The 24,065-nt window shown below is 71.3% G+C and carries 18 protein-coding genes; 12 read left to right on the top strand and 6 right to left on the bottom strand.

Annotated features, from left to right (window positions below; all coding sequences use genetic code 11):
- Window positions 1–56 precede the first annotated feature (56 nt).
- Window positions 57–1,058, top strand: a complete 1,002-nt coding sequence (locus ACFYPC_RS27545; protein ID WP_388681376.1) for a LacI family DNA-binding transcriptional regulator — start codon at window positions 57–59, stop codon at window positions 1,056–1,058.
- Between the two features lie 397 nt (window positions 1,059–1,455).
- Complete coding sequence (locus ACFYPC_RS27540; protein ID WP_388681373.1) at window positions 1,456–2,823, top strand: hypothetical protein; 1,368 nt, start codon at window positions 1,456–1,458, stop codon at window positions 2,821–2,823.
- A gap of 395 nt (window positions 2,824–3,218) precedes the next feature.
- On the opposite strand, the gene ACFYPC_RS27535 is transcribed toward ACFYPC_RS27540, so the two are convergent.
- Window positions 3,219–4,229, bottom strand: coding sequence for an SDR family NAD(P)-dependent oxidoreductase (locus ACFYPC_RS27535; protein ID WP_388681370.1), 1,011 nt, complete (start codon window positions 4,227–4,229; stop codon window positions 3,219–3,221).
- A gap of 605 nt (window positions 4,230–4,834) precedes the next feature.
- Between ACFYPC_RS27535 and ACFYPC_RS27530 the strand changes: the two genes are divergently transcribed.
- The 3 genes from ACFYPC_RS27530 (at window position 4,835) to ACFYPC_RS27520 (ending at window position 11,118) form a co-directional block, all read left to right on the top strand.
- Complete coding sequence (locus tag ACFYPC_RS27530) at window positions 4,835–5,680, top strand: SigB/SigF/SigG family RNA polymerase sigma factor (RefSeq protein WP_388681367.1); 846 nt, start codon at window positions 4,835–4,837, stop codon at window positions 5,678–5,680.
- Window positions 5,681–5,967: 287 nt separating this feature from the next.
- Window positions 5,968–6,567 carry a hypothetical protein gene (locus tag ACFYPC_RS27525; RefSeq protein ID WP_388681365.1) on the top strand — a complete coding sequence of 200 codons (600 nt, stop codon included), beginning with the start codon at window positions 5,968–5,970 and terminating at the stop codon, window positions 6,565–6,567.
- A gap of 9 nt (window positions 6,568–6,576) precedes the next feature.
- A complete protein-coding gene (locus ACFYPC_RS27520) occupies window positions 6,577–11,118 on the top strand; it encodes an HAD-IC family P-type ATPase (protein ID WP_388681363.1) in 4,542 nt (1,513 codons plus the stop codon).
- Window positions 11,119–11,267: 149 nt separating this feature from the next.
- On the opposite strand, the gene ACFYPC_RS27515 is transcribed toward ACFYPC_RS27520, so the two are convergent.
- From ACFYPC_RS27515 to ACFYPC_RS27495, 5 genes are all read right to left on the bottom strand, one after another.
- Window positions 11,268–11,534 (bottom strand): DUF4235 domain-containing protein, encoded by a 267-nt coding sequence (locus ACFYPC_RS27515; RefSeq protein WP_388681360.1) that lies wholly within the window; start codon window positions 11,532–11,534, stop codon window positions 11,268–11,270.
- Window positions 11,535–11,717: 183 nt separating this feature from the next.
- Window positions 11,718–12,902, bottom strand: a complete 1,185-nt coding sequence (locus ACFYPC_RS27510; protein ID WP_388681358.1) for a zinc-dependent alcohol dehydrogenase — start codon at window positions 12,900–12,902, stop codon at window positions 11,718–11,720.
- Window positions 12,903–13,202: 300 nt separating this feature from the next.
- Window positions 13,203–14,225, bottom strand: coding sequence for a non-homologous end-joining DNA ligase (ligD, locus tag ACFYPC_RS27505; RefSeq protein WP_388681355.1), 1,023 nt, complete (start codon window positions 14,223–14,225; stop codon window positions 13,203–13,205).
- On the bottom strand, window positions 14,222–14,890 hold the full coding sequence (locus ACFYPC_RS27500) for a DNA polymerase ligase N-terminal domain-containing protein (protein WP_388681353.1): 669 nt from the start codon (window positions 14,888–14,890) through the stop codon (window positions 14,222–14,224). The genes ligD and ACFYPC_RS27500 overlap by 4 nt, the downstream gene beginning before the upstream one ends.
- A gap of 307 nt (window positions 14,891–15,197) precedes the next feature.
- The gene (locus ACFYPC_RS27495) at window positions 15,198–16,169 is read right to left on the bottom strand and encodes an SDR family NAD(P)-dependent oxidoreductase (RefSeq protein WP_388681352.1); all 972 of its coding nucleotides are present in this window, start codon (window positions 16,167–16,169) and stop codon (window positions 15,198–15,200) included.
- Window positions 16,170–16,223: 54 nt separating this feature from the next.
- On the opposite strand from ACFYPC_RS27495, the gene ACFYPC_RS27490 reads away from it, so the two are divergent.
- The 7 genes from ACFYPC_RS27490 to clpB all read left to right on the top strand — a co-directional run bounded on the left by ACFYPC_RS27490 (window position 16,224) and on the right by clpB (window position 24,060).
- Window positions 16,224–16,700 carry a MerR family transcriptional regulator gene (locus tag ACFYPC_RS27490; protein WP_388681350.1) on the top strand — a complete coding sequence of 159 codons (477 nt, stop codon included), beginning with the start codon at window positions 16,224–16,226 and terminating at the stop codon, window positions 16,698–16,700.
- A 227-nt stretch (window positions 16,701–16,927) separates the two neighbouring features.
- Entirely contained in the window at window positions 16,928–17,293 is a 366-nt protein-coding gene (locus ACFYPC_RS27485) for a hypothetical protein (protein ID WP_388681348.1), read from the top strand.
- A gap of 316 nt (window positions 17,294–17,609) precedes the next feature.
- Entirely contained in the window at window positions 17,610–19,511 is a 1,902-nt protein-coding gene (dnaK, locus tag ACFYPC_RS27480) for a molecular chaperone DnaK (RefSeq protein WP_388681346.1), read from the top strand.
- Window positions 19,512–19,520: 9 nt separating this feature from the next.
- Entirely contained in the window at window positions 19,521–20,054 is a 534-nt protein-coding gene (locus ACFYPC_RS27475) for a nucleotide exchange factor GrpE (protein WP_388681343.1), read from the top strand.
- A 6-nt stretch (window positions 20,055–20,060) separates the two neighbouring features.
- Complete coding sequence (locus tag ACFYPC_RS27470; protein ID WP_388681341.1) at window positions 20,061–21,014, top strand: DnaJ C-terminal domain-containing protein; 954 nt, start codon at window positions 20,061–20,063, stop codon at window positions 21,012–21,014.
- Entirely contained in the window at window positions 21,011–21,427 is a 417-nt protein-coding gene (locus tag ACFYPC_RS27465; RefSeq protein WP_388681338.1) for a chaperone modulator CbpM, read from the top strand. The genes ACFYPC_RS27470 and ACFYPC_RS27465 overlap by 4 nt, the downstream gene beginning before the upstream one ends.
- Window positions 21,418–24,060, top strand: a complete 2,643-nt coding sequence (gene clpB / locus ACFYPC_RS27460) for an ATP-dependent chaperone ClpB (RefSeq protein ID WP_388681335.1) — start codon at window positions 21,418–21,420, stop codon at window positions 24,058–24,060. Before ACFYPC_RS27465 ends, clpB begins: the two co-directional genes overlap by 10 nt.
- Window positions 24,061–24,065: the final 5 nt, after the last annotated feature.

Raw genomic sequence — 24,065 nt, 5'->3', positions numbered from 1 at the left:
GGCATACTCAGTGTCCCTTGCGACGCGCGCGCGTCGACAACAGGCGGAGGTGAACGATGGCGTCGTCGGGGACCGGACCCCGCCGGGTGACGATCGACGATGTGGCGCGGAGCGCCGGGGTGTCCCGCCAGACGGTGTCCCGGGCGCTCAACGACAAGGACGAGATCGGCGTCGCCACCAAGCAGCGCGTCCTCGATGCCGCCCTCGCGCTGGGATACCGGCCGAGCCGGTTCGCCCGCGGGCTGGTCCGCCAGGACACGATCAGCGTCGGCCTCGTGATCCCCGATCTGCTCAACCCCTTCTTCACCGAGGTCGCCGCCTCCTCTCTGGACGCGGCGCGGGCCCGCGGCTGGCATGTCGTCGTGTGCGACACCGGTGATCGCGTCGAGGAGGAGCGGGGCACCCTGGAGGCGATCGCCTCGCAGGTGGATGCTGTCGTGGGGTACATGAGCCTGACCGAGGAGGAGATCGACCGGCTGACCCGGGGGATGCCGGTCGTGCTCATCGACCGGGAGCACAGCTCCGGGCGGTTCAGCACGATCCGGATCGACGGAGAGCAGGGCGTCGCCTCCGCGATCCGTCACCTGGCCGAGTCGGGACACCGTCGGATCGGCATGCTCGATCACGCGGGCAGGTCCGAGCCGAGCAACCGCCACGACTGGTTCGCCGCCGCGATGGACGCCTGCGGACTCGACTCCGCCGCGGTGTGCCGCGCCGACCAGAGTGTGGAGGGCGGGGAGGGCGCGCTGAAGGACCTGCTCGCCCAGCACCCCGACCTCACCGCCGTGTTCACGTTCAACGACATCATCGCCATCGGCGCACTGCGTGCCGCCCGTCGGCTCGGACGCCGGGTCCCCCACGACCTTGCCGTGATCGGCTTCGACGGCCTTCAGCTCGGGTCCCTGGTCGAACCGCCGCTGTCCACCGTCGCCCTCGACACCCGGGAGCTCGGCGCGCTCGCCGTCGAACAGGCGGCGCGGCTGCTGACCCGCAGTGGCGGGCTCAGCCGGGACGAGATGGTGGTCCACGGAAAGCTGCGGTTGCGGGAGTCGGCGTAGGGCCGGCCGGCCGCGACAGCGGCAGCTTCCGTCCGCCGCTGGACCCGGTCGCAGCGGTGGACGTGGGCGCCGCCGGCCACGGGCGCCGCGTCGGCGGAGCTGAGCTTGCCTTCTGCGGTCTGAGTCGGTTTCGTCCGGTGATGCTCGCGGGCCGTTTCACGGGGTTGGTCCTGCCGTGGCGAACTGGCAGCGATCTCTCGGCAAGGCGTTCTGGGCTGTGGATGGGGCCTTGGGTGGGCAGCGGCGTCCGACTCGGACACAGAAACGGGCGGCCGCCGGGTGCTTCCCGGCGAGGTCGAAAACTGGGGCGCGGTGGTCTCTCCTGCCGTGTGATGATCCTTTCGGCGCGCCGGGCATGCCGGCGCTTCAGTCGATCACCACACCCTGGGGGGTAGCAATGAGAGTGTTCTCTGCTGGACGTCCGGTACGTCTCAGATCCGGCGCCGCGGTGGCGGTGGCGGCCGGTTTACTGGCTGCCGGCCTTGCCGCGCCCGCGCTCGCCGACGAGGAGCCGCAGACTGACCAGTTGTGGATCAACGAGCCGTACGAGCAGACGCTGCCGCTCGGCTACGACGGCGGTGAACCGCAGTCACGCACGCTCGGCGTCGGCCTCTACCACGACAACCAGAATTTCACGGTGACCGACGGCAGGCTCACCGTCGACGTCTCCGATCTCGCCGACCTCGCCGAGGTGACCTGGCCCGACAACTGCACGCCGAGCGGGATGAGCGCGGTGTGCGACATCCCCGTGGTCACCGCGATCGGGGGTGACTATGAGGACCAGGTGTTCCTGACGGTGCGCGCGGCCGACGGTGCCGAAGTCGGCGCGCAGGGCAGGATCAGCTACGAGGCGACGGCCACCGGCGGCCCCGACGGCACCCTCACCGCACCGCACGAGAGCTTCGAGACCACGCTCACCGTCGGCTCCGGGCCCGACCTTGCCATCGCCCCCGTCGCCGGCATCGAGGACGGTCAGCCCGGCGATGTGCGGACGATCCCGTTCAAGATCACCAACACGGGCAACGAGAGCGCGAACGGGTTCACGGTCAAACTGTACGCGTCGTACGGTCTGACGGATCTGACCCGGTACGACGCCTGCACCTACACCACGACGGACGGCAGCGACTACGCACCGTCGAACACGGCGGTCTGCACGTTCGACCAGGTGCTGGCGCCGGGCGACTCCTTCGAGCTGCCCGAGCCGTTGACCGTGCGACTCGCCCCGCAGGCGCTGACCGAGCGTCTCGACATCGATGTCGAACCGGGCGACGGCGCCCAGGACCTCGATTCCGAGAACGACTACAGGATCCTCCAGATCGGTGCGGACAACACTGCGGACTTCTCCGTGACCGGTGACACGATCTCAGCCGCGGCGGGCGAGACGGCCACGGCCGAGCTCACCTTCAAGAACAACGGACCGGCCTGGTTGGGCAACCTCGGCTCCGGCGACCCGGTCGCCGAGGTCCGGTTGATCGTGCCCGCCGGTACCGAGGTCACCGGCGTGCCGTCCGGCTGCTCCCCGCGCACCCTCGCGGGCGGCTACTACGAGAACAAGACAGGCGCCCCGCGCTACGACTGCTCCCTGCGGTACTGGGTGCTGGAGGACACCCAGCGGACGTTCGTGTTCTCCGTGCGCGTCGACACCGTGGTGCCCGGCGCGACCGGCGCCGTGAGCATCCACCCCCCGTTCGGCGAGTTCGGACAGTACCCGTTCGAATTCGACCCGGACCTCACGAACAACACGGCGGTCCTGGCCGTCAACTGACCGGCCCGGGTTCGCAGGGGCCTTGCGCCGTGGACCACAGCGCAAGGCCCGGCGTCGGATGAAAAGGCGGACGGGCGGCCGGCGTCGGGCCCTGCGCGTCACGTGACAGGTGGCGGGACCTGCCGCTGCACCGCGCTCTGCCGGCCGTTGCGATCTCGTGGCCGACGTCGACGGCAAGCCCAGTGACCGGGGCACAACACGGTGCCGCCCCGAGCGGTGCCACGGGGCATCCCTGACTGCTCGGTGCGTGCCGATCAGCCCCCCCCGGAGCGACGCCGCCGGGCCCCGGGGCGGGCGAACGCTCAGCGGGAAGAGTTCGCCGAAGACCGGATTCACGGCTCCCGAACCCTTCCAGGGCATTCGGCTTGACGACCGCCTCGCCCGGCTCGGGTGGTTCAGGCGCTGGTGGGTGGCCCCGGTCGCTGTTGGTTGTAGCGCTGGGCGGCCCGGTCGTTGAGGGAACTGCCGGCCCGGCGCAGGGCCTGCCTCCAACGGGGTTGCGAGAGATCCCCGAGGAAATGCCCCTGTTTCATTGTGCCCGCGCCGGCCGGGTCCGCCTCCGGCGCGGTGGGCAGGGCCCGCGCCGCCAGTCCGCTGACCCGCGTGACCAGGGCCGGTGCCACACCGTGAGCGAGCGACGCCGCGTGCGCGGCGGGGGTGAGAACCACCCGGGTACGACGGCGCTCCACCGCCCGGACGATTTTCTCGGCGGCCCGTTCGGCGTCCATGGACACCAGGGGCGTCCCGGCCAGCGCGGAGAACCAGGCGAACTCCGCGTCGGCGCGGCCCCCGAACTCGGCCTGGAGATGGGACCCGGTGCGCATCAGGCCGGGATGCACGGTGGTCACGCTCACCGCGCTGCCCGCCGTCTCCTCCTGGAGACCCTCGCCCAGCGCCCTGACAGCGGCCTTGGCGCAGGAATAGGGGACAAGGTGAGGCACGGCCAGTAGCGCGCCGACGGAGCCGACCAGTCCCAGCCGGCCTCCCGCTGGACTGCGCCGCAACAGGGGAAGAGCGGCGAGCGAGGTGTGCAGGGTGCCCTCGAAGATGGTCGCCATCGCATCCCGGAACGCCGCCGTACCGCCGACCTCGGCCGGTGCCACCTGGATGATGCCGGCGTTGGCGATCACCACGTCCAGGCCGTCGGCGACCTCCGCCGTGTCGCGCACCGCGGAGGTGACAGCCGCCTCGTCCCGGACGTCGCAGACCACGGTACGCACGTTCCGCCCGGTCCTGTCGTGGATCCAGGCCGTGGCCCGGTCGAGTTCGTCGGCGTCGCGGGCCAGCAGAGTCACCCGGCATCCGCGGGCCGCCAGACGAGCACCGGTCAGCAGTCCCAGTCCCCGCGAGCCGCCGGTCACAAGGGCGCAGAGCCCGTCCGGGAAAGAACGGTCGGTCGAGAACATGTCGATACCTCTCGCCGGGAACACATGGCGCGGACGCGCCCGCTGGGCACCGGGTACCCACACCGCGACCGCTTCACGGCCCACCGCTGTGCCGACGGCCGGAAGCCTCCTGACCAGGCCGGATTCCGGTACATCGGTGGCGAACGACCGCAACGCCGCACGCCGCCTGCCGGGGCAGCAGGCCACCCCCCTCCGGGAAAATGCGGCGGTCCAGTCCGCGCACCGCCCACCGCGCACCGCCCACCGCGCACCGCCCACCGCGCGCCGGCGGGCGCGCGGTGTCGCCGGCCGGCGAAAGACCTTGCCGGGGCCGGCGAACGTATTGCTGCAGGACATGACCGCCGCGCCGTACGGAACGCGGCCGGTCGGCGACCCGAGGGCGGGGCGTTGGCGCAAGGTGAGCAGGGCGTTTACGGTGGGAAAGGAGGGGCACACGGAAGGTCGTGCTTCGGACCGGAGGCGCGAGCGCAGAGGGAACACGCCGGCTGCTGGGGCCCCTTCGGCAGCATTCGTGCAGTTCCTGTGTGGAGCCCTTGGACCGTTTCGTCCGGGCCGTTCCCCCGCCGGGTCCGCGCCCGCCCTGAATCCTTCAGGAGCGAATACACATGCCGACCGACATGTCGACACCCCGCCCCGAAGCAGTCGACGACACCTCCACTCCGGTCTGCGCAAGGCGAACCCACGACGATGCCCCGGACACCGCCGCCCTCTTCACGAGGCTGGCCGCCCTTGAAGAGGGGCCAGAACGGGACATGATCCGCGAGGAACTCGTGGTCGCCTGGCTGCCGATGGCCCACCGGATCGCCGGCCGTTTCCGTGACCGCGGCGAGTCCGTCGAGGACCTGCGCCAGGTGGCCGCTCTGGCCCTGGTCAAGGCGATCGACCGCTTCGATCCTGCTCGCGGCGCCTTCGAGAGCTATGCCGTACCCACCATCAGCGGCGAAGTCAAACGGCACTTCCGGGACCGGACGTGGGCCCTTCACGTTCCGCGCCGGGTGCAGGACCTGCGCAACCGGGTGCGCGTGGCCCGCCGGGAACTCACCCAGGTCCCGGGCAGCCCCGAGCCCTCCACAGCCGACCTCGCCGTTTGCACCGGTCTCAGCGAGAAAGAGGTGGCTACGGGCCTGGAGGCACTGGACAGCTACCACGCCCTGTCTCTGGACGGTGAACCGACTGTTTCCTCCGAGGGCTACACCCTGGCCGACACCTTGGGGGAGGCGGACCCGTCGTACGACCTCGTCGTCGACCGGGAGGCGGCCAAGCGGGCGCTGCGCCGACTGCCGGAGCGGGCCATCCTCTACCTGCGTTTCTTCGAGGACATGACCCAGAGCCGAATCGCTTGCCGCTTCGGCATCTCCCAGATGCAGGTCTCCCGTCTCCTCAGCAGCAGCTGTGCGCGGGTACGCGACGAAGCCCTTGCAGAGCGGCCCACCCGCCGCTGCACGGCATGATGCCGTCGCGCGCCCACCAGGCAGTACCGGGAAAATCGATGCCGACCCATCCGCAGGCACCACGCCCTGGGCGTGGGCGGGCCATTGCCCGGACGGTTCCTGCCGGAGCCGCGGTTCGCCATCCAGACCCAGTACTGCAACGGTGCTTGTGCTGATTCAAGTGCAGGAGCGGACGGGCAGCGGCCGTGGTGCGGGGCCGATGTAGACCCTCGGGATTCAGCTGGATGACTCTTCGAAGTGCGGGAACTCGGGTGCCGGAAAGGTCAGGTGTCGACCTGAGGAGAGTCATGGGCGAGCAGAAGTCGCAGGAGGGCCTCCCGCAGCCGCTGCGGGCAGCCGCCTCGGTGCTGAGCAAAGTGCCCGGCGCCGGGATGGTGGCCCGGGCGGGCGAGGACGTGTTGGACAAGGTCGGAGCCGTGTCGCCGCGTGGGAGGCGGATCGCGGTGTACACCGGTGCCGGGGTGCTCGGCGTCGCGGGCGTCGTGGAGTGGCCCGTCGCGGTCGCGGGAGCAGCGGTGGCGTGGCTGACGCAACCTCGGCGCGAGGAGCCGGCGGGGACTCGGAAGATCACAGAAACCCAGGAGAAGCACGAAAAGCACGAAAAGCAGGAGACCGAGGCGGGTGCCCAAGCCGTCGGTGAGACCGCGCGCAGCGGCGCAGCAGAGGGCGTGGGCCTGTCCGGTGCGGCCGAGAGCAGCGAGTCCCGCCCCGTGCCCACGCCGAAGGTCATGGCGTCGCCCGCCAAATCCTCCACGCCGGGTACGGCGGCCTCTGCCACGCCCTCCGACAGGTTGCCCGCGCACGGCGAGGCGCCACCCGCCACGTCCCCCGGAAACGGCGGACCCGGCGGCTCGACGACCGCCCGGCGTGCCGGTACGAGCGGCTGAGGGGGAGCGATGAAGGGAGGTCTTCTGACCCGTCCGACGGCGGCCGCGGCCGGCCTGGTCATGGTCGGACCGCGCCTGCTCGCCCGAGGCGCGGCTCCGGCAGTGGGCGCCGCCGCCGGAGCAGTGGCAGGGACGGCGCAGGCCGGTCTACGGGGTGCGGACTTCGCGCTGCGGCTGACCCGTGCGGCCCGCGCTGCCCTCCCCGGCGGCACCGGCGACTGGCGAGCGGGCACCCTGGCGCACCTGGCCCTGCGAGAGGCCGGCCCCCAGGACCTGCGGCAGGCGGACGGCGCCGAACGGGCCGGGCAGGCGGCGAGCGGGCCGGACGACGCTGAGCGCACGGCACAGCCGACAGCCGGGCGCGGGAGTGCGGAGCCGTGGGCCGCAAGTGAGGCCCTCCCTGCGCAGGGACCGGCCGCCGGTGCCGGGCCCACGGCATGGCGGACGGCCGGGGAGGAGCACCCGGCGGAAGTGGCGGGCGGTGCCGGGCGCGGCGCGTCGTGGGCCCGCCGTACGGAAGACCTGGCGCGGCGCGTGGCCGTCGACCTCGCCGAGCATCCGGACGTGGCGCTCGCGTACTGGGACCGTGGGCTGGCACGGCTGGTCGTGGTGGCCACCGGGCACGCGGTCGGCGACCGCGTCATGGAGCGGGCGGTGGAGCTCGCCGAGCGGCACGGGCTCGTCCCGGACGACGACACCGTAGAGGTGCTCGCTCATCCTGGCGATCCGGCGCCCGTGCGCACCGCCGCAGCGGTGCTCGCTGCCGACGTCGCGGGCGTCGCAGCGGCCGTGGCGGGGTCCGCGCTGCGGCTGCCGTCCTCGCCCCGCCTGGTGACCGCGGCGATGACCCTGCTGCGTGAGAACCCGCGCTTCCGCTCCTGGCTGCGCGGTCGGCTCGGCAGTACCCGCATGGACATAGCACTGGCCGTGGCGAACTCGGCCGTCCACGGCGCGGGGCAGTCCCCGACCTCGCTGCTCCTCGACGGCGCACTGCGCACCTGCCAGCTGGCGGAGGCACTGGTGCGCACGGCCGCCTTCGAGACCCTGCACGATCAGCTGTGCCGACCGGAGCGGGACAGTGTGCCCGCGGACGCGTCCCTGCGCCCGCCGCTCAGCACCTCCCCGGCCCAGGAGTACGCCGCTCATGCCTCGGCCGGCAGCGTCCTGGGCGCGGCGGCGACGTTGCTCGTCAAGCACGACGTCAGCGAGGCGGCGGAGGCAGTCCTGGCCGGCTCGCCCAAGGCGGCGCGCTACGGGCCCGCCGCCTTCCACGCCGTGCTGAGCGGCGCGCTGTGCCGCGCGGGCGTACTGGTGCGTGACCCGGACCGGCTGCGGCAACTGGAGATGGCCGCCACCGTCGTCCTGCACCCGAGCGCGTTGCGCATGCCGGGCGCCGGAGCGGACCCGTGGACCGAGCCCGTACTGGACGCGGCTCGCCGGGCCGGTCTGCGGGTCGTCGTGGTGGACGATCCTGCGCTGGCCGACTTCACCGGGCTCGCCGACCAGGTCGTGAGCGCCGAAAGGCCGTTGAGCGACGTGGTGGACGAACTGCGCGAGGACGGCGTCGTTCTCACCGTCGCCCGGCCCCGCCCGGGCGAGGACGCGGATGTGACTCGCGGCCTGCTCCACGGCGACGTGGCCGTCGCTCTCACCGACGGCAACGGTCAGGTCGTGTGGGGCGCGGACGTCCTCGCCCCGCATGGTCTCGCCGACGTCTGGCGGATGGTCAGCGCCGTATCGGCGGCGCGCGCGGTCGGCGGCCGGTCCCAGACCCTGGCCCGCTCCGGCGCCGCGCTGTCCGGGCTGCTCGTGGCCGTCGGCAAGCCCCGCCGGGCAACCTCCACGCCGCTGCCCGGCCTGCGGCACGCGCCGGTCGACGCGGCCGCGGCGGCGGCCCTGTTCACCGGTGTGCGCGCCGCCCTCGGCGTGGCAGCGGCCCGCGCGCCGCACCCCCGGCCCAGGGTGGCCTGGCACGCGCTGGACCCCGAGGACGTACGCGAACGGCTGGCGCACGAAGGGCCCCCGAAGCCGGCCGCCGCCGAGCAGGCGGCCGCCCGGGTGCGCGCGCTGGCGGGCCCTGTCGTACGACTGCCCGTGCTGGCCCCGGCCCGCTGGACGCTGCAACTGGCCCGGGCCGTACGCAGCGAACTGGACGACCCCCTCACCCCCGTCCTGGCGGTCGGTTCGGCCGCTTCGGCGATTCTCGGCTCCGCGATGGACGCCCTGCTGGTCCTCGGCGCCCTCGACCTGAACGCCCTGGTCGGCGGCGTACAACGGCTGCGGGCCGAACGGGCCCTGTCCGCGCTGTTCGCGCAGCAGAAGCAGAAGGCGCGGGTCGCCGACGAAAAGCCCTCGTCCAAACCTCACGTGGTGGACGCGGCCAGGCTCAGCCCCGGCGACGTCATCGACCTCAAGGCCGACGACGTCGTACCGGCCGACGCCCGCCTGCTGTGGGAGGACGGACTGGAGGTCGACGAGTCGGCGCTGACCGGTGAGTCACTCCCGGCGGGCAAGTCCACGGACTCTGCCCCCCGCGCCCCCGTGGCCGAACGGCACTGCATGGTTTTCGAAGGGACGACCGTGGTGGCCGGCAGCGCCCGGGCCGTCGTCGTGGACACCGGCGACCGCACCGAGGCCGCCCGGGCCGTCGCCCTCGCCGCCCGGATCCCGCCGGCAGCCGGAGTCCAGGCCCGGATCCAGGAACTCACCCGCAAAGCCATGCCGCTGACGATGGCGGGCGGCGCCGCGGTGACCGGCCTGTCCCTGCTGCGCGGAACCCCCATCCGGCGGGCGGTCAGTGGCGGCGTGGCCGTGGCCGTGGCCGCCGTCCCCGAAGGGCTGCCGCTGGTGGCCACCGTGGCGCAACTGGCCGCCGCCCGCCGCCTCAGCCGTCGTGGCCTCCTCGTCCGCACCCCGCGCACCCTGGAGGCGCTCGGCCGCATGGACACCGTCTGCTTCGACAAGACCGGCACCCTCACCGAGAATCGGCTGCGCCTGGTACGGGTGGCCGGCGCGGACGGCGCGGTTCACACCCTCGACCAGCCGGACGCCGCCGGCCCGCTGCGGGTCGCCGCCCGCGCCTGCCCCCGGCTGAACGGCGACTCGCACCGCCCGGCCCACGCCACCGACGAGGCCGTCCTGGACGCCGCCGGACCCGACCCGCAGTGGACACAGACCGAGGCACTGCCCTTCGAGGCAGCCCGCGGATACGCAGCTGCCGTCGGCCGCACTGAGGACGGCGGCCCCTTGGTGCTCGTCGTCAAGGGCGCCCCGGAAACCGTCCTGCCGGCCTGCCCCGACCTCCCTTCCGAAGCCTCCGAGCGGGCCCATGCGCTCGCCGGTGACGGGCTGCGCGTCCTGGCGGTGGCCCGGCGCCCGCTCAGGGACGACGAGGAGGCGAAGGACGCACTCGAAGTACCCTTGGGTGACCTGGAGTTCACCGGGCTGCTGGCACTCGCCGACGTGCCCCGCGAGACATCCCCGGCCCTGGTGCGCGCCCTGCGCGAGGCGGGCGTACGACCGGTCGTACTGACCGGCGACCATCCGCAGACCGCCCGTGCCATCGCCGCAGACCTGGGCTGGCCGGACGACGCCCGCGTGGTCACAGGTGACGAAGTGGCCGCAGCGGACCGCTCGGCCCGCGCCCGCATTCTGCGCGACGCAGACATCGTGGCCCGGGTCGCCCCCGAGCAAAAGCTCCAGGTCGTCGAAGCCCTCCGGGACGCAGGCCGGGTGGTCGGCATGGTCGGCGACGGCGCGAACGACGCCGCGGCCATCCGCGCCGCCGACATCGGCGTCGGCATCAACGCCCGCGGCTCGGCCGCCGCCCGCAACGCCGCCGACCTCGTCATCACCGGCGACGACCTGTCGGTACTCGTCGAGGCGGTCCGCGAAGGCCGCGCCCTGTGGCACAGCGTCGCCGACGCCCTCGCCATCCTCATCGGCGGCAACGCGGGCGAGGTCGGCTTCGGCATCCTCGGCACGCTCCTGTCCGGTGCGGCCCCCCTGTCCACCCGGCAGATGCTGCTGGTAAACCTCTTCACCGACCTGTTCCCGGCGATGGCGGTAGCTGTGACACCAAAGAGGACACAGCAGGGGGACACGGCCGGCGCAGACGAAGACGCGGATGCGCCTCTCGGTACCACCCTTCTCGGCGCCCCCCTCATCCGCCAGATCCGCCACCGCGCCCTGACGACGTGTCTCGGGGCAACCGTGGCCTGGCTGTTCGGCCGCTTCACCCCCGGCACCGCCCGCCGTTCGACGACCATGGCCCTGTGCGCGGTAGTCGGTACGCAACTGGCCCAGACGCTGACCGACCGGCGGGACAGCCCGCTCGTGCGTGCCACGTCGCTGGGTTCCGCCGTCGCACTTGTCGCGCTGGTCCAGACCCCCGGCGCCAGCCAGCTCTTCGGCTGCACTCCACTCGGACCGCTCGCCTGGGCGGCCGTGGCGGCGGCCATCGCCCTGGCGGTGGCGGGGCAGCGCGCCGTGCCGAAGGTGGAGGAGGCGATCACCAAGCGTTGGCCGACCCTGGCAGCGCAACTGGGCTGACGGGAAAACAGCACCTGGACAGCCACCGCTCACAGGGCAGCCGGGCCGGCGACGTCACCGGTCGAGGGTCAGGTGGCCGACCCGGCCGCGAGCCGGGCCGGCCACCGTGGCTACGTAACCTCGTAGACCTTTCCCGCCGCCCATTGGCGTCAGCCGGGCCAGGTTCCGGTCAGTCGGCGGATGAGGGTGGCGCCGCCGCGGTCCATGGATGCTTTGACCGCGGCGAAGATCGCGCCCTGCAACGTCGCGGCGAGCAGCACCTCGCGCCAGGAGCGTTCCTCGTCGGTGGCGTCCGGGGCGTTCTCATCGTGACCGAGCAGTTTCCAAGTCTGTTTGAACATCGCTCCAGCGGCCATGCCGCTGGCGGCGCCGAGGACCAGGCCGACCGGTTTGTAGGCGATCTTCGATGCCTTCACGGGCTCACCTCCTCCAGTGGTAGGACAGCCGCCGCGACGAACGGCCGCTGCCAGCCGTGTGGTGCGATTGTCCCCCGCGGGCCGCGCTCTTCGGGTTGTACCGGCTCGGATCCTTCCACTTGGCGAGGCGCAAGCCCTCGGACCTACGTACCGTGCGGACTTCCATGTGCCGACCGTCGGTGTTCAGGGACGAAGCAGGGTTTTGATCATGCCGTCCTGTTTGGCCTGGAAGGCCGCGTACGCCTGCGGCGCCTCCTCCAGCGGCAAGTGGTGGGTGGCGAAGCCCTCCACGCCGAAGGTGTCCGCGTCGGTGAGCAACGGCAGGATCTCCGGGACCCACCGCCACACGTTCGCCTGCCCCATCCGAAACTGGAGCTGCTTGTCGAACATGCGTAGCAGCGGCATGGGGTCCATGGCCCCGCCGTACACCCCGGAGAGCGAGACGGTACCGCCACGCCGTACGAGATCGATCGCGGCGTAGAGCGCGCCGAGCCGATCCACGCCCGCCTTCTCCATGAACGGCTGGGCCAGCGCGTCGGGCAGCAGCGCGGTCGCCCACTGGGCGGCCTTGATCACCGGGCTGCCGTGCGCCTCCATGCCGACCGCGTCGATCACCGCGTCGGTGCCGCGCCCGCCGGTCAGTTCGCGCACCGCGTCCCCGAGGTCCTTCTCGTGACGGCGCAGGTCCAGGCAGGTCACCCCGTGCGCGGAGGCCCGGTCGAGGCGTTCGTCCACGAGGTCGACGCCGATGACCAGCTCCGTGCCCCGCTGCTGGGCGATGCGGGTGGCCATGTCGCCGATCGGGCCGAGCCCGAGCACGGTGAGCGAGCCGCCGGACGGCACCGCCGCGTACTCGACGGCCTGCCAGGCGGTCGGCAGGACGTCGGAAAGGTAGACGAAACGATCGTCGGGCGGTCCCTCGGGCACCTTGATCGGCAGGGCGTTGCCGAACGGCACCCGCAGGTACTCGGCCTGCCCGCCCGGCACCTGCCCGTAGAGCTTGGTGTAGCCGAAGAGAGAGGCGCCGGAGCCGTACGTATGCACCTGTGTCGTCTCGCACTGCGAATGAAGTCCCTGGGAGCACATGGAGCAAGTGCCGCAGGAGACGTTGAACGGGATGACGACCCGGTCGCCGGGGGCGAGGGTGCGCACTTCGGGGCCGACCGCCTCAACGACGCCCATGGATTCGTGGCCCAGGATGTCGCCCGGGTCCAGGAACGGCCCGAGGACTTCGTACAAGTGCAGATCGGAGCCGCAGATACCGGTGGAGGTGATGCGCACGATCACGTCGTCGGGCTGTTCGATCACCGGATCGGGGACCGTCTCCACTCGGACGTCCCGCCGACCCTGCCAGGTCAGAGCACGCATACTGTCCGCCTCCTCGCTTGTCTCTGCTTGTCTGTCCTTGCTTGTCCTTGCTTGTCCTTTGACCAGTGACGTACGTGGCCGGGTATCCGTGGAGGGCACGCTCAACCGCTCACGGCACCGGGACGCGGGGCCGAGCCGAAGAGGGCGCCACGTACGACCGGCCGGGCCGGTAGCCCCACCGGTGGTTCACCCCTCCAGCAGTGCGCCAGGATGCCCCAGCGATCCGAAGCGGCCGCCGGTGGCGGGCAGCGAAGCAAGTGGCTCTGGGCGGTGCCGGGTCCACGCCTCTGCCGCGCTGCTTCAGCCGACCACGAGGGAGGCGGGTATCTCACGGACGACGTCTTTGGCCGGCTTGTCGTCGCGCAGGCCGAGGAAGCGCGGGTGCCGCAGCATGCCGTCGCGGGTCCACTCGGTGAACGCGATCTGCGCGACCAGCTCCGGCTCGGCCCAGTGAGCGCCCGCTTCCCGCACCCGGTCGCTGAACGGCGAAACCGGGGCCCGCAGTTCGTCGAGCCTCTCGCGCAGCGCGAGAAGGGTACGGCGGTCGAAGCCTGTGCCCACCTTGCCCGCGTACCGGAGCCTGTCACCCTCGTGGTACCCGACCAGCAGGGCCCCCAGTCCCACACGGCTGCCGGCCGGCTCGGTGAAACCGCCGATGACGAACTCCTGTTCCTTGGAACACTTCAGCTTGAGCCAGTCCGTGGAGCGGCCGGGCTGATAGCGACTGTTCGCGCGTTTGGCGATCAGTCCCTCCCAGCCGCGGGCGCAGGCCTCGACGAGCAACTTGGCACCGCCCGCGTTGCGATGGGTTGCCATGCGCAGCGGCGCGCGGTAGGTCACAGCGCGGCGCAGCAACGACTTCCGCGCGCGCAGCGGCAGCCGGGTCGTGTCCACACCCTCCAGCCTGAGCAGGTCGAAGACGTAGTACGTCACCGCTACTGCGCTGGCCTCGACGTCCCGGCGCCGGGTCAGGCCCATCCGCTGCTGGAGCCGGCTGAAGTCGGTGCGGCCGTGCGAGAACGCGACGATCTCCCCGTCGACGGTGAAATCCGTGCACTCCTGCGCGGACAGTGCCTCGACGATCTCCGGGTAGGTGTCGTTGAGGTGTCTGCCGGAGCGGGAGAGCAGCAGGACCCGGTCGCTCTCGCGGACTGCCAGCACGCGGATGCCGTCCAGTTTTCGCTCGAAGATCCAGTCCCCGGAGAATTCACGCTGGTCGCTGAGGGTGGCGAGCATCGGGTGGGACGCCAGCTCCGGGCCTGGGCGGGCGTCCTGCAGCAGCCCGCGCTGCTCGGCGGGCAGTGCGCTCAGGAGATCCGTCATCGCTGCCCGCTCTCCCGGGCGTCCGCGGCGACCTGGTGGAGAGTACGTCCACTGCGCGCCGAGCGAGCTCTGCGGGGGTCCGGCGTCACGTGGGCGCTGTTCCGCGCCCGTTCGTCCTTGGCCTTCACCAGCAGCCAGGCCTCGCCCTTGCCTTCTCCCGTGCCTTCACGGATGCGCGTCAGGGCGTAGGCGCCGCGCAGTTTCGCACCGTCCAGTCGAAATGTGGCATGACCGCGCCGCAGGGACTCGTCGAAGGGGACGGGCCGGCCCCGCCGGTCATGGCTCAGCGGACGGTAGGTGCCGTGGTCCCAGATGATGACGGTGCCACCGCCGTACTGGCCACCTGGGATCACCCCCTCGAAGTTCTCGTACTCGAGGGGATGGTCCTCGGTGGGCACGGCGAGCCGTTTGTCCCCGGGGTCGGTGGACGGCCCCTTCGGGACGGACCACGACTTCAGCACGTCACCGACCTGGAGCCGGAAGTCGAAGTGCATCGCGCTCGCGTCGTGGATCTGGACGACGAAGCGGGGCTCGTCTCCCGGTGCGGTATCCGGGGGCTCGGCTCTGTGGGACGCCTTCGGGCCGCCAGGCTCCGTCGTACGCTCGAAGTCGCGTTTGCCGCGGTAGGTCCCCAGCGAGTCGCTTCGCGAATCACTCTCACCCACCGTCGCCTCCTTCCCTCGGTGACGCGGGCCGACAGCACGGCGCCGCTGACCGTGACATGCGGTGCCGAAGCGTCCCGCGCGTCCCGGGTACCCGCGCGCTCCGCCGCTCACGCGCGTGCGGGGTCCAGGAGCACCAGGTGGGCTCGGCGAGAACACCGGTCAGCCGAGGGACGACGGCGTCGGCGAGGGCCTCGACGGCCCCGAGCCTGCCGGTCAGATCGCCGGAGAGAGACGGTGGTCGCTCCCCTTGAGTGGCGATAGCGGGGGTGGTGCCGCCCGCTCGCTGTTCGCGGAGCAGGGCACCGGGTCATCGGGTGATGGGGGTGGCGCCGGTCGCTGCGATGGACAGATCCCAGAGCCGTGCGGCCGCACCGGCGTCGATGGCGTATGTGCGGACGCCGCCGTCGTCCATGGACTGGTCGGGGGCGGAGACTCGTGCGACGTCGCAGTCTTCGAGGTAGAGCCCGCCGCGGCCGTCGAGGAGCGGAGACGTAGCTGCCCACAGACCGGTGGCGGCACCCTGGGACGGTGTTTTGAAGCCGGTGCCGATCACGTTGCCGTGCTCGTCCACCCATCCGCGGTCGATCTGCTCCCGGAGTGGCATCTCTCGCTGGAGACCAGTAATGATCTTGCCCGGGTGGAGAGCGAATGCCCGAACGCCGTCGTTGCGCCCCAGGGCGTCAAGCTGTACGGCGAACAGGACGTTGGCCGTCTTGGCCTGACCGTAGGCCAGCCACTTGTCGTAGCCGGTCCGGAAGTGCGGGTCGTCCCAACGGATGTCGGTCAGGACGTGTCCGGCGGAGCTGTTGACGACGACGCGCGCACCGTCCGCTGCGGCCAGGAGTGGGTAGAGCTCGCAGGCGAGGGTGAAGTGTCCGAGGTGGTTGGCGGCGAGCTGGCTCTCCCAGCCGGGTCCGACGCGGCGCTCCGGGGTGGCCATGACGCCCGCGACAGCCATCAGGAGGTCGAGCCGGTCGGTGGAGTCGTTGATCCGTGCGGCAGCGGCGCGCACACTGCCGGGATCGACCAGGTCCATGGGGATGACCTCGCAGCCTTCCACCTCCGCGAGCGCAGTCCGGGCGATGTCGGGCCGGCGTGCCGGAACGATGACGCGGGCCCCGGCGGTTGCCAGGCTCCGGGTTGTTGCCAGACCGAGTCCGGAGTAGCCCCCGGTCACGACGGCGGTCGCCCCAGAGAGGTCGAGGCCGGTCATGACGTCCTCGGCGGTGCTGGCCGCGGAGTAGGGCGTGCCGAGCGGTTGCTGATCAGTGATGGTCATGTGCTGACGCTACGATCTAGAGCGAGGTCTAGATCAAGTCGTAGGCTGGGCGGCATGACGACTACCGAGGCGCGTGAGGACCCCCTGAGCATCGGTGAAGTGGCCGAGCAGACCGGGCTCAGCGTGCACGCCCTGCGCTTCTACGAGCGTGAGGGCCTGCAGGTCGGGCCGGTCCGACGCACCGCGGGAGGGCGGCGGCGCTACAGCACTTTTGACGTCGATTGGCTGTTGATCTGCGTCAAGCTCCGGGAATCCGGTATGCCGCTGGCTGACCTCAAGCGGTTCGCAGAGCTGGTGCGACACGGCGGGGGCAACGAGGCGGAGCGCCTGCAGCTCCTGGACGCCCACCGGCGGCGCGTCGATGCGCAGATCGAGGCGCTGGAGGAGTGCCGCTCCGTCATCACCTGGAAGGTCGGCGTCTACGCCGAGCACCTCGCCCGCGGGGAGGCCGGCGGGCTCTGGGACCCGACGGCAGACCATGATCGGCCAATCTCGATGTCCGACAGTGCGAGTCATCTCGGTGAGGCGTAAACCATTTGTCAGGGCGCTCCCCGCCCCTGTTCGTTTACGGCTTGGACCGGGCGGCAGCGCGGCTCAGTCGGCTCAGTCGGCTCAGTCGGTAAATTCGTCGACGCCGAGGGCGAAGTCTCGGTGACCCACTCCGTGACCGGCGAGGCCTACCGTGACCAGGCCCGCTCCTTCCAGCCGATGAGCCGTCTTCAGGTCGCCGACGTCCAGCGGGCGCAGCCAACCTGACGGTGCTCCAGGACACCTCCGCCTCCGAGGCGGCCTCCGTCGCACTCGCGGACCTGCTCGACGACTGGATGGTCGCGCGGCCGGCCGAGCGGGCCCGCGTTCGAGCCGCCGAAGGTGGGCTGAAGTTGCTCGGGGACGGTGGGCTGCCGCAGTCGATCATCGAGCCGGTCATCGGGGGGACGGGCGAATCCCGCGTGCCTGCGGCGCAGACCGGCCGCCCCGGGGACAAACGCCGCGCCTGCGGCAAGAGGCGCCCCTGGTCGACTGCGCGCACATCGCCGTTGACGGCGCAGCCCTACGTCAAGCGTCCGGCACCCAACCGGGCCGACACTGCCCGACAGGCCGACACCTCGTCGCGCCCTCCCTGACGCATGAAGGGTGCCCGGCCCGCCTGTTCGGTCGCACATACGTGCCCCTGTGCTCCCAGGTGAAGAAACAAGCGGAATTTCGCCCCGCCGGGCGCAGGCATCTCGGGGGCATGGCGTAACACCCTGGCTGAGACGAAGCGTGAATACGCGTTCGCGTCTGCCGATTCGCCCATGGCGCCCGGCAGCCGGGCTTCGTCGCCCGTCGGAGGCCTCGGGCAGGCCGCCCGCCGAACGCGACCGGGCCTCGCGGCCCGTCCGAACACGACCCACGCCACCGGATGCGGGCGCGCGCCGGGGGTGGGCGAAGGAGTTCCTCATGGGCAAGGCAGTCGGGATCGACCTGGGCACCACCAACTCGGTGATCGCCGTGTGGGAGGGCGGTGAACCGACCGTCGTGCCGAACGCCGAGGGCACGCGCACGACGCCCTCCATCGTCGCCTTCGCGGAAGGGGGCGAACGTCTGGTGGGACAGCTGGCCCGGCGCCAGGCGATCCTCAATCCCAAGGGCACCATCTATTCGGCCAAGCGATTCATCGGCCGGCACTACGACGAGATATCCGACGAGGCGAAGGCAGTCGCCTACGACGTGGTCGAGGGCGAGAACGGCGTCGCGCGCTTCAAGGTCCGCGACAAGCTGTACTCGCCGGAGGAGATCAGCGCCCAGGTGCTGCGCAAGCTCGCCGACGACGCGGGCAAGCAGTTGGGTGAGCGGGTCACCGAGGCCGTGATCACCGTACCGGCGTACTTCAACGACTCCCAGCGCCAGGCCACCAAGGACGCCGGCCGCATCGCGGGACTCGAGGTACTGCGGATCATCAATGAGCCGACGGCGGCGGCGCTGGCGTACGGCATGGACAAGAAGCAGCACGAGACCGTGCTCGTCTTCGACCTCGGGGGCGGCACCTTCGACGTGAGCATCCTGGACGTCGGTGACGGCGTGGTGGAGGTCCGCTCGACCGCGGGGGACAGCCACCTGGGCGGCGACGACTTCGACCGCAGGCTCGTCGACCGGCTGGCCGACACCTTCCAGCAGCAGAACGGTATTGACCTGCGCCAGGACCCGCAGGCGCTGCAGCGGCTGTTCGAGGCCGCGGAGAAGGCCAAGACGGAGCTCAGCTCGGTCACACAGACGCAGGTCAGCCTGCCGTTCATCACCGCGGACGCGTCGGGGCCCAAGCACCTGACCGAGACGGTCATGCGGTCCACGTTCGAACAGATCACCGCGGACCTGGTCGAGCGGACCATGGAGCCGGTCAAGCAGGCGATGGCCGACGCGAAGGTCAGTGAGAACGACATCGACGAGGTCATCCTCGTGGGTGGCTCCACGCGCATACCGGCCGTGCAGAGCCTGGTGCGACGGCTGACGGGTGGCAAGGACCCGAACATGAGCGTGAATCCGGACGAGGTCGTGGCTCTCGGTGCCGCGATCCAGGCCGGTGTGCTCAAGGGCGAGGTCAAGGATGTCCTGCTGCTCGACGTGACCCCCCTGTCGCTGGGCGTGGAGACCCGCGGCGGAGTGATGACCAAGATCATCGAGCGGAACACCACCATCCCGGTCCGCCGCACGGAGACGTTCTCCACCGCCGACGACAACCAGGAGGCCGTCGACATCGTCGTCCTGCAGGGAGAACGCGAACTCGCGGCCGACAACCGGGTCCTCGGCAGGTTCCAGCTCAAGGACATCCGCCCGGCACCGCGCGGCGAGCCGCAGATCGAGGTGATCTTCGACATCGACGCCAACGGCATCCTGAACGTCACAGCCCGCGACAAGGACACCGGCAAGGAACAGAGCATCACCATCAGCGAGGGGTCCAACCTCGACCAGGGCGAGGTCGAGCGGATGATCCAGGAGGCCGAGCAGCACCGCGGCGAGGACCAGGCACTGCGCGAGGCAGTCGATGCCCGCAACGAACTGGACGCCGCGGCCTACCAGGTCGAGCGTCGGCTCGGGGAGCTGGGCGACGCCGCGCCGTCGCACGAGAGGGCACGGGCCGAGATGCTCGTCGCCGACGCGCGGGAGGCGGTCAAGCAGGAGGCGCCGGCGGACCGTGCCAGGTCGCTGTCCTCCGAGCTCCAGCAGGTGTTGGCCTCACTGGCCTCGCACCAGGCGGGTCCCGGTCCGGCCACCGCGCAGGACCAGGCCGGTGCGGAGGGCCCCGCGAGCGGGGGCGGAGGGTCCGACGACGACGTGATCGACGCGGAATTCGACAAGAGCTGAGGAGCGGTCATGGCCACCGGACAGGAGCCGATGACGCCTCCGCAGCAGCCGGGGGAGGCGCCGCCGTCCCCTGAGCAGCCCCAGCAGCCGCAGGTTAAGGCGGCCGCGCAAGCCGCTGCTCTGGACGAGCTGCAGGACCGCTGGCGGCGCGCGCTCGCCGACCTGGACAACCTGCGCAAGCGCCACGCGAAGGAGCTCGAGCGCGAGCGCGGTGAGGAGCGCGCCCGCACGGCAGCGGCCTGGCTGCCCGTCCTGGACAACCTGGAACGGGCTCTCGCCCACGCCGAGTCCGACCCGTCCTCCGTGCTGAAAGGTGTCGAAGCCGTACGCGACCAGGCCGTCGAAGTACTGCGCGGCCTGGGCTATCCCCGCTACGAGGAGACCGGAGTGCCCTTCGACCCGACCCGGCACGAGGTCGTCGGCGTCATCGACGATCCCGGCGCGGAGTCGAACACGGTGGCCCAGATCGTCAGCCCGGGCTATGGCGCGGACGGCAAGCAGCTGCGCCCCGCGTACGTCGTGGTCAGCAAGCGGCAGGAGTGACGCCCCATGGCACGCGACTACTACGAGGTGCTCGGGGTGCCGCGCGACGCGAGCTCCGAGGACATCCAGCAGGCGTTCCGCAAACTGGCGCGCAAGCATCACCCCGACATCAACAAGGACCCCCGGGCGGAGGAACGCTTCAAGGAGATCAACGACGCCTACAGCGTCCTGTCCGACCCCAAGACGCGACGGCGCTACGACCGGTTCGGTGAGAACTTCCGGCAGATCCCGGAGGACTATGACGAACGGGTGGCCGCGGGGGCCGGCGCCCGCGGTGGACGCTCCGGCTGGGGCGGTGCGGGCGGCGGTTCCGGAGTCCGCTTCCACACCGGCGGCGGAGACGACTTCGACGGCTCCGGCATCGATTTCGATGATCTCTTCGGCGGGATCTTCGGACGCGGCGGCGGAGGCCGGGTCCCGGTTCCCGGCGCCGACCAGGAGGCCGAGATCCAGCTCGGCGTCGAGGAGGCCTACCGGGGCGGCAAGCGCAGCATCACCCTGAGCGGGCCTGCCGGCGAGCGGACCTACGACGTCACCATCCCTCGCGGCGTGGTCGACGGGCAGCGCATCCGGCTGGCCGGTGAGGGCGGCCGAAGCAGCGGCGACGCCCCAGCAGGTGATCTGTACCTGCGCGTCCGCATCAAGCCGGACGCGCGGTTCCGACTGGAGGGCCGGGACGTCCATGTCGCGGTCCCGGTGACACCGTGGGAGGCGGCGCTCGGCGCGACCGTGCCGGTGCCCACCCCCGGCGGTACGGCGAAGGTCACGGTGCCCGCGGGCTCGTCCAGCGGCCGCCGGCTGCGGCTGCGCGGCGAGGGCATGCCCAACCCGCGCGGCACCGACGGCGACCTGTACGCGGAGATCCGCATCATGGTGCCTCCGGAGCCCACCCCCCGTGAGCGTGAGCTCTTCGAGGAGCTTGCGGCCGTATCCACCTTCGACCCGAGGAGGCCACGATGACCGGCGCTCCGCGACCTGCCCCGGCGCCCGGCCGCCCCGAAGGCGAGAACCGCTCCGCGGCCGCCCCGGCCCTTCGGCCTGGTCTGAACGTCGTCGTCCGCACCCACGCCATCGTGCCGGTGCGCCGGCTCGGCCTCGACGCCGTCGCCGGGCGTACCGGACTTCACCCGGATCTGATCCGGCGGTTCGTCGTCCTCGGTCTCCTCGACGCCACCCGGGACGCCACCGGACGGCTGTGGTTCGAGCCGTCCGCTCCCGCCACCCTCGCCCGCATCCAACGTCTACGGGCCGCGCTTCCCCTCAACTACGCCTCCCTGGGTCTGGTGCTCGATCTGCTCGACCGGATCAGCGAGTTGGAGGCCGAGCTGAGGCGCAGCAACGCCGGCTCCAGGAGTGATGAATCGTGGATATGAACCGGCTCACCCAGAAGTCCCAGGAAGCGCTTCAGGAAGCACAGACCATCGCCGGCCGGCTGAACCAGACCGAGGTCGACGGCGAACACCTGCTGCTCGCCCTCCTCGACCAACCGGACGGGCTGGTGCCACGGCTCGTCGAGCAGACGGGCGCCGACCCGCAGGCGCTGCGCTCGGCCCTGTCGACCGAGCTGGCGCGTCGGCCGAAGGTGACCGGTCCCGGCGCGACTCCCGGACAGGTGTACGTCACCCAGCGACTGGCCCGGGTACTGGACACCGCCGAACAGGAGGCCAAGCGGCTCAAGGACGAGTACGTGTCGGTCGAGCATCTCGTGCTGGCGCTGGCCGACGAGGGCTCGCAGACCGCGGCGGGCCGCCTGCTCAAGGAGAACGGCGTCACCAAGGACGCGTTCCTGTCCGCGCTCACCCGGATCCGCGGCAACCAGCGAGTCACCTCGGCGACACCCGAGGGCTCGTACGAGGCACTGGAGAAGTACGGCCGTGATCTCGTCGCCGAGGCACGCGGCGGCAGGATGGACCCGGTGATCGGCCGGGACGCGGAGATCCGCCGTGTCATCCAGATCCTGAGCCGCAAGACGAAGAACAACCCCGTGCTGATCGGCGACCCCGGCGTCGGCAAGACCGCCATCGTCGAGGGCCTCGCGCAGCGCATCGTCCGGGGCGACGTGCCGGACGGGCTGCGCGACCGGACCATCTTCTCGCTGGACATGAGTTCCCTGGTCGCGGGCGCCAAGTACCGCGGTGAGTTCGAGGAACGTCTGCAGGCCGTGCTGAGCGAGGTCAAGGCGGGTGAGGGCCGCATCCTGCTGTTCGTCGACGAGCTGCACACGGTCGTCGGCGCCGGCGGGGGCGCCGAAGGGGCGATGGACGCGGGGAACATGCTCAAGCCCATGCTGGCCCGCGGGGAACTGCACATGATCGGCGCGACCACACTGGAGGAGTACCGCAAGTACGTCGAGTCCGACGCCGCGCTCGAACGCCGCTTCCAGCAGGTCGTGGTCGACGAGCCGAGCGTGGAGGACACCGTGTCCATTCTGCGCGGGCTGCGCGAGCGCCTGGAGGTCTTCCACGGTGTGAAGATCCAGGACACCGCGCTGGTCTCCGCGGCGACCCTCAGCCACCGCTACATCTCCGACCGGTTCCTGCCCGACAAGGCGATCGACCTGGTCGACGAGGCCTGTGCGCGGCTGCGCACCGAGATCGACTCCATGCCCGCCGAACTCGACGAGATCACCCGCCGGGTGACCCGGCTGGAGATCGAGGAGGCGGCGCTCGCGAAGGAGACCGACGCCGCGAGCCAGAAGCGTCTGGACGAACTGCGCCGTGAACTGTCCGACCTGCGCTCCGAGGCCGACGCCATGCAGGCGCAGTGGGAGGCCGAACGCCAGGCCATCCGCCGCGTGCAGGAACTGCGCCAGGAGCTGGAGCAGGTCCGGCAGGAGGCGGAGGAGGCCGAACGCGCCTACGACCTCAACCGTGCCGCCGAGCTGCGCTACGGCCGACTCACCGAACTCGAACGCCGCCTGGCCGCGGAGGAGGAGGGCCTCGCCGCGAAGCAGGGCGAGAACCGGCTGCTGCGCGAGGTCGTCACCGAGGACGAGATCGCCGAGATCGTCGCGGCCTGGACCGGCATCCCCGTCACGCGTCTCCAGGAAGGCGAGCGCGAGAAGCTGCTGCGGCTGGACGAGATTCTCACCGAACGGGTGATCGGTCAGGACGAGGCCGTGAAGCTGGTGACCGACGCCATCATCCGGGCCCGTTCCGGTATCCGCGACCCGCGCCGGCCGATCGGCTCGTTCATCTTCCTCGGCCCGACCGGCGTCGGGAAGACGGAGCTGGCCAAGGCACTGGCCGCAGCGCTGTTCGACTCCGAGGAGAGCATGATCCGACTGGACATGAGCGAGTACCAGGAGCGGCACACCGTCAGCAGGCTGGTGGGCGCGCCGCCCGGGTACGTCGGCTACGAGGAGGGCGGTCAGCTCACCGAGGCGGTGCGCCGCAAGCCGTACTCCGTGGTGCTGTTCGACGAGGTCGAGAAGGCCCACACCGATGTGTTCAACACCCTGCTCCAGGTGCTCGACGACGGCCGCATCACCGACGCCCAGGGCCGGACCGTCGACTTCCGCAACACCGTCGTGATCATGACGTCCAACATCGGCTCGGCCCACCTGCTGGACGGCGTCACCGCAGACGGCGAGATCAAGCCCGACGCGCGGGCGCTGGTGATGGGCGAGCTGCAGAGCCACTTCCGCCCCGAGTTCCTCAACCGGGTAGACGACGTGGTGCTGTTCAGGCCGCTCGGTCTGTCCCAGATCGAGCGCATCGTCGACCTGCAGTTCGACGACCTGCGCAGGCGGCTGGCAGAGCGGCAGATCACCGTCGACCTCACCGAAGCGGCCACGGAGCTCATCGCCCGGCAGGGCTTCGACCCCGTGTACGGAGCACGTCCGCTGCGCCGTTACATCTCGCACGAGGTGGAGACACTCGTGGGGCGGGCGCTGATCCGCGGTGATGTGCACGACGGCTCGACGATCCGGGTGGACGCCCAGAACGGCGAACTGGTCGTCACCTACGGCGAACCCACCGAACCCGAGACCCGGAAGGCCGCGTGAGCCCC

This window comes from Streptomyces sp. NPDC005808 (genome assembly GCF_042871385.1).
GTDB lineage: Bacteria > Actinomycetota > Actinomycetes > Streptomycetales > Streptomycetaceae > Streptomyces.
This window is presented reverse-complemented; position numbering and strand designations above follow the sequence as displayed.

Coding starts and splice junctions, on each gene's coding strand:
- ACFYPC_RS27495 (WP_388681352.1), bottom strand. CDS start 16,169: ATGACCATCACTGATCAGCAACCGCTCGGCACGCCCTACTCCGCGGCC.
- ligD (WP_388681355.1), bottom strand. CDS start 14,225: ATGACGGATCTCCTGAGCGCACTGCCCGCCGAGCAGCGCGGGCTGCTG.
- ACFYPC_RS27525 (WP_388681365.1), top strand. CDS start 5,968: ATGGGCGAGCAGAAGTCGCAGGAGGGCCTCCCGCAGCCGCTGCGGGCA.
- ACFYPC_RS27545 (WP_388681376.1), top strand. CDS start 57: ATGGCGTCGTCGGGGACCGGACCCCGCCGGGTGACGATCGACGATGTG.
- ACFYPC_RS27530 (WP_388681367.1), top strand. CDS start 4,835: ATGCCGACCGACATGTCGACACCCCGCCCCGAAGCAGTCGACGACACC.
- ACFYPC_RS27475 (WP_388681343.1), top strand. CDS start 19,521: ATGGCCACCGGACAGGAGCCGATGACGCCTCCGCAGCAGCCGGGGGAG.
- dnaK (WP_388681346.1), top strand. CDS start 17,610: ATGGGCAAGGCAGTCGGGATCGACCTGGGCACCACCAACTCGGTGATC.
- ACFYPC_RS27490 (WP_388681350.1), top strand. CDS start 16,224: ATGACGACTACCGAGGCGCGTGAGGACCCCCTGAGCATCGGTGAAGTG.
- ACFYPC_RS27510 (WP_388681358.1), bottom strand. CDS start 12,902: ATGCGTGCTCTGACCTGGCAGGGTCGGCGGGACGTCCGAGTGGAGACG.
- ACFYPC_RS27465 (WP_388681338.1), top strand. CDS start 21,011: ATGACCGGCGCTCCGCGACCTGCCCCGGCGCCCGGCCGCCCCGAAGGC.
- ACFYPC_RS27470 (WP_388681341.1), top strand. CDS start 20,061: ATGGCACGCGACTACTACGAGGTGCTCGGGGTGCCGCGCGACGCGAGC.
- ACFYPC_RS27535 (WP_388681370.1), bottom strand. CDS start 4,229: ATGTTCTCGACCGACCGTTCTTTCCCGGACGGGCTCTGCGCCCTTGTG.
- ACFYPC_RS27520 (WP_388681363.1), top strand. CDS start 6,577: ATGAAGGGAGGTCTTCTGACCCGTCCGACGGCGGCCGCGGCCGGCCTG.
- ACFYPC_RS27540 (WP_388681373.1), top strand. CDS start 1,456: ATGAGAGTGTTCTCTGCTGGACGTCCGGTACGTCTCAGATCCGGCGCC.